11 protein-coding genes and 1 tRNA gene are annotated in these 13,208 nt (G+C 43.5%); 3 read left to right on the top strand and 9 right to left on the bottom strand.

The features are described 5' to 3' along the window. Nucleotides 1–108: 108 nt before the first annotated feature. From Q7J41_RS03105 to Q7J41_RS03125, 5 genes are all read right to left on the bottom strand, one after another. Nucleotides 109–1,524: a D-alanyl-D-alanine carboxypeptidase family protein gene (locus tag Q7J41_RS03105; protein WP_304885144.1), complete on the bottom strand. Its 1,416-nt coding sequence runs from the start codon at nt 1,522–1,524 to the stop codon at nt 109–111. Between the two features lie 22 nt (nt 1,525–1,546). Next, nucleotides 1,547–4,501, bottom strand: a complete 2,955-nt coding sequence (locus tag Q7J41_RS03110) for an insulinase family protein (protein ID WP_304885146.1) — start codon at nt 4,499–4,501, stop codon at nt 1,547–1,549. A 25-nt stretch (nt 4,502–4,526) separates the two neighbouring features. Then, entirely contained in the window at nt 4,527–5,855 is a 1,329-nt protein-coding gene (locus Q7J41_RS03115) for a replication-associated recombination protein A (protein WP_304885148.1), read from the bottom strand. A gap of 59 nt (nt 5,856–5,914) precedes the next feature. After that, complete coding sequence (locus Q7J41_RS03120) at nt 5,915–7,978, bottom strand: N-6 DNA methylase (protein WP_304885150.1); 2,064 nt, start codon at nt 7,976–7,978, stop codon at nt 5,915–5,917. 320 nt (nt 7,979–8,298) lie between these two features. Then, nucleotides 8,299–9,639: a chitobiase/beta-hexosaminidase C-terminal domain-containing protein gene (locus Q7J41_RS03125; protein WP_304885152.1), complete on the bottom strand. Its 1,341-nt coding sequence runs from the start codon at nt 9,637–9,639 to the stop codon at nt 8,299–8,301. Nucleotides 9,640–10,050: 411 nt separating this feature from the next. Here Q7J41_RS03125 and Q7J41_RS03130 point away from each other — a divergent pair, with 411 nt between their 5' ends. Genes Q7J41_RS03130 through Q7J41_RS03140 form a run of 3 tightly spaced genes read left to right on the top strand, consistent with a single transcriptional unit; the run spans nt 10,051 to nt 10,978 of the window. Beyond that, nucleotides 10,051–10,527, top strand: a complete 477-nt coding sequence (locus tag Q7J41_RS03130; RefSeq protein WP_304885154.1) for a DUF2975 domain-containing protein — start codon at nt 10,051–10,053, stop codon at nt 10,525–10,527. 9 nt (nt 10,528–10,536) lie between these two features. After that, entirely contained in the window at nt 10,537–10,755 is a 219-nt protein-coding gene (locus Q7J41_RS03135; protein ID WP_304885156.1) for a helix-turn-helix transcriptional regulator, read from the top strand. Nucleotides 10,756–10,768: 13 nt separating this feature from the next. Beyond that, nucleotides 10,769–10,978: a DUF3955 domain-containing protein gene (locus Q7J41_RS03140; RefSeq protein WP_304885158.1), complete on the top strand. Its 210-nt coding sequence runs from the start codon at nt 10,769–10,771 to the stop codon at nt 10,976–10,978. Between the two features lie 145 nt (nt 10,979–11,123). Here the strand turns inward: Q7J41_RS03140 and Q7J41_RS03145 are convergent. The 4 genes from Q7J41_RS03145 to Q7J41_RS03160 form a co-directional block, all read right to left on the bottom strand. Further along, nucleotides 11,124–11,208: transfer RNA gene (locus Q7J41_RS03145), tRNA-Leu, on the bottom strand. A 102-nt stretch (nt 11,209–11,310) separates the two neighbouring features. Next, on the bottom strand, nt 11,311–11,595 hold the full coding sequence (locus Q7J41_RS03150; protein WP_304885160.1) for a DUF1294 domain-containing protein: 285 nt from the start codon (nt 11,593–11,595) through the stop codon (nt 11,311–11,313). Nucleotides 11,596–11,688: 93 nt separating this feature from the next. Further along, nucleotides 11,689–12,930 (bottom strand): serine hydroxymethyltransferase, encoded by a 1,242-nt coding sequence (gene glyA / locus Q7J41_RS03155; protein WP_304885162.1) that lies wholly within the window; start codon nt 12,928–12,930, stop codon nt 11,689–11,691. Between the two features lie 22 nt (nt 12,931–12,952). Continuing rightward, a partial coding sequence (locus Q7J41_RS03160) for a hypothetical protein (protein WP_304885164.1) occupies nt 12,953–13,208 on the bottom strand: 256 nt, incomplete at its 5' end.

The following is a 13,208-nucleotide window of genomic DNA, read 5'->3' on the forward strand; positions in this document are numbered from 1 at the left end:
AATGCTTAATACTATCTAAATTATAAATCACTTGTCTATACATGTCAAGCGATAATAACTGGAGTCTGTTGTTTTTTACAACAGGCTCTAGTTATTTTTGCACTTATGCTACCGTCTTCGCTTCGGCGGCTGACTGGAAGATCTGCCACTGGAAGAATCCGGCTTTTTCTTAATCTTAATCTTCTTGTATTTGATATTATTTTTATGCATAAACTGAACAAACATAATCCGCAGAATGGCCAGCAGCATCAGGATCACTATGATCGTCACATACCAGTAAAGAATCGGATAATCGGTCCAGTTTCGGGCTTTCATATCATTTACTGCGTATAGCGGGGTGACCTCGACAAGGGTTTCGCCGTTATATACCTGCAGTTCGCCAATCTGTTCCCCGGCCTTGATATTCATTTCCAGATTTGCCAGAGTTGCATCTCCCATTACCTTGTTTTCATCCCATTTTACCTTGGCTGAGTAGCTATCCTTATTTGCCTGGGGCACGGCGGTAATCAAGGCGTCATTGGTCTTATACTTGAGTTTATTACCATCAAAAACATGATAGTTGACCACCTGCACAACCTGGTCTTCATCTTCGGGATCCAACCATTCCAGCAATTCATATTCTTTGACAACGGCATTGATGGTATCGCTGGCTTCCTTAAAAATAACCGTCTGATCAGCGTTGAAGATGATGCCGATCATATCCTTGTCGTTGCCTTCACCTTCAAAAACCAGGCATTTATTAGCTTCTTCCGTAAATCCGGTTTTTCCGCTGGTCGCATAGCCATTAAAAACCGGATTAGTTCCAGAAAGATTATTGGCCACCCGGTATTCTTCAGATAATTCAGTGAAGTTAGAATACAGCAAAAGGTTGGAATTATTCCACTTGTGTTTGAGTTTATTGGTTTGAACCTCATGAACCTTGGCTCGGGTGATTGCTTTGATGGTGGTATCGGAAAATGCGGTTTTGGCTAGAATCAGCATATCTGCCGGGGTCGAATAGTGTTTTTCGCTATGTAATCCATGGGGATTGGTAAAATTGGTACCGGTCATCCCCATTTCTTTGGCTTTTTTATTCATCGCTGCGATAAAAGCTTCATAAGCTTTATCTGAACTGATTGAGCTATCCCCGGCTATTTTTTTCCCGATATTGACGGCGATGGTTTCTGCCGCATCATTTCCGGACGGCAACAGCAAAGCATAAAGCAGTTCATTGAGAGAAATTACCTCTTCCACTTCAAGACCAGCGGTGCTGCTGTCTTCATCTAAACTTTCGATCTCTTCCCCGACGGTGAAATTCTCGTTGAGATCACCATGCTCAATGGCTACCAACGCCGTCATTAGTTTGGTGGTACTGGCCGGATAGAATTTTTCATTCTGTTTTTGGGCAAAAAGAATATCACCACTATTTACTTCATAAATGATTACACCCTCATCGGCACCATAGGCGGGTAAACCCGCTGCCAAAACACCAGATGTGCAAAAGACCAGGCTAAGTATCAACAATAATCCTATTTTTCTTTTCATATCCCCTCTCCCCTCAAAACTACTATTTGATATAGCGGGTCACTTTGAACAATTCTCTTTCTTCATTAATCGCTTCTTCACTGCCTAACACGCAGATGGCATTTTTGGCCAGCACCGCCGCAATCATTTTTGCATAGCTTTTTAATTGTTCAACAGTGGTTTCTAAAATTTCATCCCGCTCTTTTTGCAGATCTTCGGCGGTTACGCCGCTGAAATAGAAATTATCCGCTATTTCGCCTTTCACCGAGGCACTCAGCGGTACATCCTTACTGCTGATGGTTCCAATAATATATTTTTCCAGCTCCCGTTGGGAGAGATCCAGCTGATTGATATAATCAACAACACCCTGATAGGCTTCAAAAGTCTTTTTAAGTTTTGGATCACGGTAGGATCCAAAATACAGGTCGCCGCCCCGTCCGATGCTCATAAAGGCACCGTAGGCACCGCCCTGAACCCTGACCTTGTTCCAGAGATAGTCCATCGACAGAATACCTTTTAAAACCAGTTGAGAACCGGCGTATTCGTAACCTAAATCTCTGATATTATAACCCTGGGAAACATATTGAATCTTGGCTGCCGTTAAAAAACCTTCATTGGCAATTTCAGTCTCAAAGGCAAAGGCATTTTTCACCGCTTTTTTCGAAGCCATTCCCGACACATAAGGGCTCAGGGCGACCAAAGTCCGATCCCGAATTTCTTCGGTGCCGGTAATGCTGATCAGCGGCTTTTTCCGGGTGAACACCAATGCGGCAATACTGGCCAGCTTTTCGGCCAGGGTTTCAAATTTTTCATCAAAGTTAGCTTCCAGATCGGCAATAAAACGATAGAACTCAATGCCGCCAAATTCTTCAAACAGCCGGGCTGACTGAGAATAGTAGGATTGCAGTCGTTGTACCCCGACCACATGGCCGGCGGTTAAAAACTGGGTCTCTTTATGGGTTTTGATTTCCCGAATCATATCGTGGATCAGGTTTTTTTCCTGAAAGCAGGTCTTGGTAATCACATCGGTCATAATACCGATCAGGGTCGGAATATTTTCAGCTACCGCTTTGCCCTTCACATAGCAATTGGAGGTGAAATCCCCAAAATGATGAACGTCATCATAAGACTCAATCCCGAAGGACAGACCACCGGTATGAATTTCAATTTCCTGACTCAGTCTTCGGAAATCCATGGTTTCGGTACTGAGACTACCCAGCATTTTACACATTAGCGATAAATATTTCAAGTCTTCCTGAGGCAGATCGCTGTAATCAAAATAAAGTTTTAAATAGGAAATCCCGCCGGTAAAACCTGGGTGAAACAGCATCGTAGTGTCCAGCACTTCGGTCACTTCCAAGGGGTAGGTTCGGCCATTGCGGCTGATATCTTCAAGCGAAAGCTTGGGAATTTTTTCCAGATCTTCCGGGGCATCCTCTTCATTTTGTTTTTCAATCAGAGTTTGGGTTTCGTCAACCAGGTCCTGGAGTTCTTTAGCGGTCAAGCCAGCTTTAAAAGCCGCCAATTTTTCAGCTAACGCCTGATCGGCTTTTTCCTGCAGGGTATTATCCGGTACAATGGTCACCAGGGTCTGGTGGGTATTGTCAATTAGCATCCGTTTAAGCAGTTTTTCAAAGTAGCCGTCTTTCCAGCTGTCCTTGAATTTTTTAAAGGCTGCTTTGTATTTAAGATAGGCGATTGGGTCGTCACCATAGAGCCAGTCATCCATCATTTCAATTCCATAAATCAGGCCTTTGGGATAAGAACCGTATTCCCCTTCAATGTGGGAAAATTCATGGATGTTGATGCCCGCTTCCACGCTCAGTGGATCCAGACCATCTTTGACCAGCTTGTTTAACACCGTCTCTACCGTATTGACAAATAAGTCGCGATGTTTTTCCTCGGTATTTTTAAGGACAATCGAAAAATAGGGTTGTCTGAGCGAACTGCTGTAATGATAGCTAACATCTTCAGCTATTTTCAGGTCTAATAAGGCTTCTTTTAACGGTGACGAATTATTATTCAATATGATATGCGCAAGAATATCAAAGGCCAGGGCATCCTCATAGGATAATTTATCACCTAACACCACATTCAGAGCCAGATAAGCTTTATTTTCCAGCGATTCTTCCTTTGACACCCCATAGGATGTCCGCATTTCTGCCCGGGCTGTAAGCGGTGGCTGAGCCATGATCTCACTGTCAACTGCCTGTTTTTCAAAGACACTGAGATATTCATCATTTAAATATTTTAAGTGCGCCCGGACATCCCCATCGCCATAAAGATAAATATAGCTGTTGGAGGGATGATAATATTTTTTATGGAAACCCAGAAAATCCTCATAGGTCAGTTCCGGAATCACATCCGGATCCCCGCCGGATTCAAACCGGTAGCAGGACTGGGGATAAAGGGATTCAAAAATTTTATTTTGGAGCAATTCCTCCGGATTGGAGAAGGCGCCCTTCATTTCATTATAAACCACCCCATTATAGATAATCGGATCAGCGGCATTTTCAATATGATAATGCCAGCCCTCCTGTTGGAAGGTATAGGGATTTTCATAAATATTGGGATAAAAAACCGCATCCAGATAAACATCCATCAGATTCATAAAATCTTTGGCGTTGGTGCTGGCAATTGGGTACATCGTTTTATCCGGATAAGTCATGGCATTCAGGAAGGTGTTTAACGATCCCTTGGCCAACTCCACAAAGGGTTCCTTGACCGGATATTTTTTTGATCCGCATAAAACCGAATGCTCCAGAATATGGGGCACTCCGGTGCTATCGGTGGACGGCGTTCGAAAGCTGATTGAAAAAACCTTATTATCATCGTCGGCCGATATATATAGTAATCGGGCTCCGGTTTTTTCATGGACAAAGGTTCGGGCAAAGCCATCTATTTCATCCACAAACTCTTCTTTATTCAAGATAAACCCATGGATATTTTCTTCCAGTTTAAACATTTTTTTCTGTTGTTCTTGTAATTCTTTTTTCAAATGTCGCTCCTTCTCTATTTTGTATTTATTCAATAATCCCATTTTTCTTGAGATATTCCTTCATTTTGCGTTCATGACCCATTTCCGTCGGTTCATAAAAATGAGTGCCGACCAGATCATCCGGAAGGTACTGCTGTTTAACATAGTGACTGGGATAATTATGGGGGTACTGATAAGTCATGCCGCGACCCAGTTTTTTGCTGCCAGAATAATGAGTATCCTGCAAATGCGCCGGAACATTGCTGTTTGACAGATGCTTGACCGCATCAATGGCCGCGTCCACCGCCAGGTAAGAGGCATTGCTTTTGGGCGCACAGGCCAGAAAAACCACCGCCTGGGCGAGATTAATCCGAGCTTCCGGCATGCCGATAAACTGAACCGCATCAGCGGCCGCCATTGCCACGGTTAAGGCCAGCGGTTCGGCATTGCCGATGTCCTCTGACGCTGAGATGACAATCCGGCGGGCAATAAACTTGGGGTCTTCCCCCGCCGTGATCATTTTAGCCATCCAGTAAAGCGCCGCATCTGGATCGGAACCCCGGATACTCTTGATAAAGGCGGAAATCGTATCGTAATGATTATCACCATTCTTATCATATTGAACGGCTCGTTGCTGGATGCACTCCTGCGCTGTTTCCAGATCGATATGGATGATCCCGTCAGCGTTTTTATCGACCGTCAGAATCCCCAGCTCCAGGGCGTTCAAGGCGCGACGGACATCGCCGTTGGCGACCTCAGCAAAATGATCGAGGGCGTCCTGATCACATTTTATTTTCATCACGCCATAGCCGCAATCCCGATCCTCGATGGCCCGTTCAATCACATTGCGGATATCGTCCGGGGTCAGGTTTTCAAACTCAAAAATAGTGGAGCGGGACAGCAGCGGTGAGTTGATTTCAAAATAGGGGTTTTCGGTCGTGGCGCCAATCAGGGTCACCAGCCCTTTTTCGACGCTAGGTAACAGGGCGTCTTGCTGAGCCTTATTAAAGCGATGGATCTCATCAATAAAGAGGATCGATTTTTTATTATAAACCCCCAGATTGTTTTTGGCCTTATCCAGCACCTCGGTGATTTCTTTTTTTCCCGAGGTGACCGCATTCAGCTCATAAAACACCGCATTGGTGCGATTGGCAATAATTTTCGCCAATGAGGTCTTGCCAGTACCCGGCGGTCCATAAAACACCACCGAGGATAATTTATCGGCTTCAATCAGCCGATACAAGAGTTTGCCCCGGCCAATAATATGCTGCTGACCGACAAATTCTGCCAGCGTCTGGGGTCTCATTCTTACCGCAAGGGGAGCATTATCCGCGATTTGGCCTTCATAATTCTGATTAAAAAAACTTTCCTGCATAATGTCCTTTCACGATAGCGTTCTATCTCGGTATTGTAAAGCTCACAGACCGTTCGCAATTACTGGTTCGTTTCAATCACTGCTATTTCTACCTGACTTAACTCAAAAAAATTATAGAACCACTTATCGATTTCAGCAAGAATCTTGCCTGATTCGGTAGTGTCTCCATTTTTCTTTAATTCTACGATTCTATCATAAGAATCTTTAAAAAACTTAATAGTTTCGTCCTTTATATCTGGTATTCCCAGCCGCAGCAAGGTGTTTGGATAGTACTCATAAAGCTTGTCCCCCAGTTTTTTTCCGTAGGACTTAAAGTAATAATTATACAGCCGACTATTTAACAGAATCACCAGAAACTCCTCATTGACCTGATGGTAAAGTCGGGGTTTGAGAATCAGTCCATAGACATCTGCACTGAAATAACATTTATTTTCATCGATCGCAAAACGATTTTGAGTTGCTTTATAAGGGAAAACGATCTTTCGCCCTTCAAAATGATCCGGATCCCGCCCCCATTGAAGTTTATACCAGGCCAGCTTGCCGTTTTTGCATTCCCGGCGGTTCTTAAGCTTTTCCCGATGTTTTTCCAGTTGCGCTGCCACCTGAGGATACTGATCAATCGCCCCGATCATGTTGGTATAGAGGATTTTCTTTTGCGGTTCGGTTACCTGGTAGGCCCTGACATCCTTATTTTTGATCCAGGGTTTTAAGAAGACCGGATCAAAGGCACAAAGCGCCGGATCATTCTGTTCAAAGATAAAGGCCTTGTCATTACCGCTAATAATTCCCTGAAAACTCTGGACAACATTATCCAGGGTGAATGGTGTTTTGTTTTCGATCTTTTCAATGATCCCCTGCGTAACCGGCGAATATAAGCGCCAGGAATCATCATTTAACTGAGCCTGCAGCAGTTCAAACGACTCATAAAGATCGCCTTGCTGATTTTTTTGATCCAGTGATTGGATCAGTCGGGGGTAGCTTTCCGGTTTATGGTTTTTGATGAAGAACCGCTTAACCTGAATGGTTTGCTGGTCATCAATCCGGGTCTTTTTTGCCAGCCGGATAATCGCCGGATCAACCCCAACCCCTTCAATAACCCGCAAGCCATTGAAATCGACAATTTCCTGGATCGCAAAAGCTTTTCTGATAAAGGCTCGTAAGGGTTTTCCGTAAAAGGCTTCGATAAAATATCGGGAGGTAATATGGATCAATTGTCCCTCGGGTTTCAGCAACTCCCAGCCGCGGTAAATAAAACAATAAGAAAGATCGCCCTTATCCCGATACACCTCGGCATAGCGATTTTTGAGCAGTTTCATATACTCGGCCTGGATTTCCTTGTGACCCACATAGGGCGGGTTCCCAATTACCACATCCACCGACTGCGGTTTTACTAATTCTTCGGTGAGAATATCTCCGCAAAAAACCCCCAACGGTTTTACATATTTGCTTCCTTTTAAGGTCAGGATCAGCCGGGTCACCAGACAGGCAATGGGATCCCGATCGACGCCCAGCAGACCGGTTTCAAGTAGCTGGCGATGTTGCGCTTCTTTTTCACCCGGACTTAATTCACCATTTTGGGAAATAACCGTATCGTAAACAGCGCTTAATAGGGATCCACTCCCACAAGCTGGGTCTAAGACCCGGAATTCTTCAATTCCGTCCCCTATTTTGTATGCACCAAGCACATCAGTAGCCATATAAGTAGCGATGTTTTCCGGGGTATAAAAGATGCCGTGGTTTTTCTTGTGATTGATCAACAGACTCGTTTCGTAAAGGCTACCAATCAACCCCGGATTCTCGCCTGCTAATGATGGTGAGGCAGCGATCAAGTCGCTGACCCAATCCCAAATCTCATCGCCAATCGGCTGGGGATCTACCTGATCTTGCTCCCAGAAAGCCAACCGCAGCGGTGTTCCCTGCCAGAGCCCCAGGATATAATCCAGGGTAAAATTCTTTTTTATGTCCTTTTGATAGGCTTCAAAATCAATCCGCTGATTGTCCGCCAGATATTTTAGCACAATACACTTCATCAAAAAAAGCACATTGGCACTGCGATCCGTCGCCAGGTAATTGTATCTATTTATAAATTGTGTCAGCTTATCTGAAATCTCCTGAAACTTCATTAAGACCTCTTTCATTTAATTGATGTTAGTGTCACCTGGTTATTATAACATCATTTGCCTGAAAAAGATAAAGAAAAGGCTGAAATAAACGATTCAAACAAAAAAATCCGGAGAACCGGTTCTCCGGAGAGGTTGTCAATAAACAACCGTACCGAACAATTGTTAATCTGTTGTTCGCTGCGGAATTGGACAGGTTTATCAACCTGTTCGCTCCGATGCGTACAACATAATGTAACAACTGTCGGTACAGGGTTATCTTTTTTGACAATCTGACCAGAGTATTGATCTCTGGATTTTTTTGATGAAGTTATTTTTAAATCTCAGAACAGCCTTATTTCGGTGATGGCGGTATCATGCTCGCCATCAGCAGGCCCCGGTACCACTGAGTCGATGACCAAAACCACCGAATCGCCCGGATTAATGGTAACGGGACTGATTGAAACCACCTGCTCATCGCGGATCCGTTCGAGAATCATATTGGCCACCGGACTGGTGTTAACATACATCACCATCCCTCGAACACTGCCATTTTCGGCAAAGGATGTGGCCGTTTTGACATAACCGGTTTTGATGGCGACCCCATGGATGGTCAGGGATGATGTTCCGTTATAAACGAATTGGACATATTCACCAACCCCATCCCCAGACACACCTTCAACCCAGGCGGTGTTATTGCTGCCATCCATCACGTTTCCCACATAGTAACTGATCCCAGCCATATCCGGCAGGGTTGAAGACGCAACCAGACCGAAATTAGTATAGTCTCTACCCGTGGCAGTGACGCCCCCTGATTCGGTGGCTCCGGTTGCAGTTGGGATATCATTAATTATATACTTGCCCTCGATTACTTTACTGAAAAAACCACCGCTATTAATTTCAATCGCTTTAATGGTCTTTTCGCCCTTTGTTAAGGTAATCGGCTCCGTGTATTCGACCGAACTAACCGTGGGCGGGGATCCGTCAGTGGTGTAAAAAACCCGGTCGTTTTGATCGCCCTTGATGATTTCCAGTGACTGTTCACCCTGATAGGTTCCCGAATTCAAGTTAAAGGATGGGGACTTAACGGCGTAATCACTTTTCTGATCCGCATATTTACTATCCCCGGTGACTTCGGTGGCTCGGTCTAGCAAGGCGAAAAGATCGGTTTCTGAGACCCCTGCCTTAACTTCCGATGCAATGTATGCCTCAAAGATTGCCTTTAATTTTTCATTATTTTTTTCTTTTAAAAGGGTCTCCTCAAAAAAGGTATTGGCCATTTTATAATTGTCTGCTCCCGAGTAGGCTTGGGCTTTTCCTAACATTGCCTCGGCATTGTTGGGATCCAGCTTCAAGACCCCATCAAATGCCACCAGCGCTTCGGTATAATTTTGGGCGGCCAGCAGAGCTTCGCCGTTTTTCAGACCACTGTTAATGGCATTGAATTTCTGAAAATTCAGAAATCCAAAAACGCTACCAGCAATAATCAAGACTCCAACCACCGCCGCAATCACAATGATGATCCCCTTATGCACGGTTTTATTTGCCGGAACCAGGCTTTCAGTTTTTTCCGGAACCACTGTTTCCCGAGTCTCCCACTTTTCCAGACTTCTGATGGGATTTCCGCAGCTTTGGCAAAACAGACTGGACGCTTCATTTTCGTGGCCGCATTTTTCACATTTCATCTTATCTCCCCTTGTAAATATATTCGTTGCTTTCCTTAATCTCGATTCGTTTTATCGATTAATTACTCGATTACAGTTTTTTATATAAATAGTTTACCCATTTATAGTCTGATTAATCCTGGTGGAAAAACCAGACACTCGATCCCTAAGATAGTTACATAAGAGATCAGGTTGTCGATAAAGTTTGCATAGACCTCATAAATGGCAAGTTTCAAGTACTGCGAAGATCGTTAAATAAATCATCCACTGCGGGAGCAACTACTACTGCATTTTTTCAGATAAATACCGCAATGATTTCCTGTTTAATTACTTAGCAACCCCTAAATTAGCATTGTTAAACGATAGTTATTTATTGACATTCGATAAATTTTATGTTATTATCAACACAATCTTAAGATGTGAGGTGGTTTGATGAACAATCGAAAAACAACTTTTTTAAAAATAACCATTTTGGTAATCGGACTCGTCGTACTTTTACTTTGTGTCTTCTATCTGCCTTGGCTGGCCGAATACATTTCAAAGCAGAACACTGAGCTAAGCTATTTAAAATATCCACTGCTAATTGGAATTTATCTTACGACAGTACCTTTCTACCTCGCCCTTTTTGAAGGCTTTCGGCTTCTAGTCTATATTGAACGTGAACATGCTTTTTCCCAGCAGGGTGTTATATCCTTGAACTATATCAAACTATGCGCCATCTCCATCGCTGTCCTTTATGGAATTGGTTCCCTGGCGCTCTTCACAATCAATTTACTCGTACCCATTTTGATCCTGCTGGGCGGCATCATAATCTTCGCTTCCGCATCCATTGCAATCTTTGCGGCAGTTCTTCAGGAACTTTTACGTACTGCACTTGAAATAAAATCAGAAAATGATTTAACAGTCTGAGGTGGAAAAATGGCAATAAAAATTAGCATTGATGTGTTACTGGCTCAACGAAAAATGAGTGTCACCGAACTGTCTCAGAAGGTGGGGATCACCATGGCCAATCTCTCGATCCTGAAAAATGAAAAAGCCAGGGCCATCCGTTTTTCGACCCTGGAAAAATTGTGTGAAGTCCTTGATTGTCAACCAGGAGATATCCTGGTTTATGAAAAAGACGACTTAAATAATTAATATGGAGGCATTTATGAAAAAGTATTTATTTTCCTTGCTGTCACTTGTTTTAGGCATGGGTTTCTGGATAGCGTACACCATCATCGGGTCAAAAATCGCCCCGGACGGAACCCTTATTGAATCCTTCTATTTAATCCCAATGGGTTATTTATTTCTGGCACTAGGACTCGTTTCCTTACTCCTGATTTTCGGTGTATCAGTGATCCGCAAGCATAAATCTTAAATCTCTGATCCAGATCAAAGAACTGTTGAAATAGTATTTTCATCTATTCCAACAGTTCTTTATTCATTTTATATGTCAAATGACCAAAACCAGCTTTTGGGCATAAAAAAAACGGCCATTTCATGCCGTTTTTGTAAATTCTAAATGGTGCGAGAAACGGGAGTCGAACCCGTACGCCTTGCGACACACGCCTCTGAAACGTGCTTGTCTGCCAGTTCCAACACTCTCGCATAAATCATTTTGAACACCAATATAGAATACACTCTTTTGAGTGTATTGTCAAGGCCTGTTTAAAACTTTTTTTGATTTCAGCGATTTTTTATCTGCCTCTTTTAATTCAATACTTTAAAAAAGAGTAACAGCCCCAACCCGATCTGAAGAATCAAAATAATCGGAATTCCCCAGGCAAATAAAAAGTGCTTTGTCTTATGATGAAATAGCCGCATTGCCAGGAATCCACCAATGGATCCGCCCATCAGACATAGGCCAAGCAGGGTTTTTTCCGGAATCCGCCAGACTTCCTTTTTTGAACGTCTTTTGTCGTTCCAGAAAAAAATAAAAGTGATCAGATTAATGATGATTAAATAAAGAACGATATAATTAATGAAATTGTCCATGTTTTTCCTTTTCTCTTAACCGGCATATCTTAAAAAAATACCGGGGTTCGAATCAACAAACCCTGGTATTAAAATGATCTGTTTTTATAGTTCTTAGCCCATTAAGCCCGGATATAAAGGATATTTTTCGGTTAAAAAGGAGACTTTTTCAAGAGCCAGTTCCAGGTCTTTTTTAATCAGCGCCGCTTCGATGGCATCGGCTACTACTTCCATGTCTGCTTCAACCAACCCGCGGGTGGTAATCGCCGGGGTACCCACCCGGATTCCGCTGGTGACAAACGGACTTTCCTTGTCGTAAGGAATGGCATTTTTATTAGCAGTGATATTGACTTTTCCCAGGGTTTCATCCGCTTCTTTCCCGGTCAGGCCCACCTTACTGACATCTAACAGCATCAGATGATTGTCGGTTCCGCCGGAAACTATTCGAAATCCCCGTTTTTCAAGAGCGGCTGCCAATACTTTGGCATTTTTAACAACCTGTTCCTGATACGCCTTAAACTCTGGCGTTGCGGCTTCTTTAAAAGCTACCGCCTTGGCTGCGATCATATGCTCCAGAGGACCACCCTGGGTTCCTGGAAAAACACCCTTATCAATAAGTTTGGCATATTCTTTTTTACATAGAATAATCCCCCCTCTTGGGCCTCGCAAGGTTTTGTGAGTGGTGGTGGTGACAAAGTCAGCATAGGGCACGGGACTTTGATGCTGTCCAGCGGCCACCAGACCGGCAATGTGAGCCATGTCCACCATCAGATAACAACCGGCGGCCTGAGTCATCTTTGAAATGCGTTCAAAGTCGATGGCACGGGGGTATGAACTGGCACCCACTACTACTAATTTGGGCTGATGTTCTTTGATCAGTTTTTCTATTTCATTATAATCAATGGTTTCCGTAACCTGATCGACACCATAAGAGATAAAATTATAATATTTTCCGGACAGATTAGCCGGGCTGCCATGGGTTAAATGCCCACCCTGATCCAGGCGCATCCCTAGAACGGTATCACCAGGTTCTAAAATCCCCATATATACAGCAGTATTTGCCTGGGCACCAGAATGAGGCTGGACATTGGCGTGTTCGGCGCCAAATAATGCCTTGGCCCGGTCAATGGCAACCTGCTCGATGGTATCAACGTGAACACAGCCGCCGTAGAAGCGGTGTCCCGGGGTACCTTCTGCGTATTTATTGGTTAAATGGCTTCCCATAGCAATCATCACTGCGTCAGACACGAAGTTTTCAGAGGCGATCAGCTCTAAATGACTTTGTTGTCGATGCAATTCCTTTTCCATGAGTTCATAAATCTCAGGATCTGCAACTTTTACTTCTTCAAAAAACATAAATTCCTCCATAAAACTCTTTCTAATAGTCATTATAGTCATTTCGCCGATTTGAAAGCCTTTCGAGGGAAGCTGCAATGCTTTTTAAATAGATCGATATTTCTTCAATTTTCACTTTGAAATAAAATACAAACATGATGCCTGACATCAAAAAAAAGATCAGCAATATCGGGATGATACTCCAGGCCACTCCGGCCATACTATTTATAAATTCATTCATATTGTCCTCCATTAGGCGACTGTCTTCATCTGAAAGACACTTGTGCGGCAATAACATT

The organism is Acetobacterium sp. (assembly GCF_030652775.1).
Classification (GTDB): domain Bacteria; phylum Bacillota; class Clostridia; order Eubacteriales; family Eubacteriaceae; genus Acetobacterium.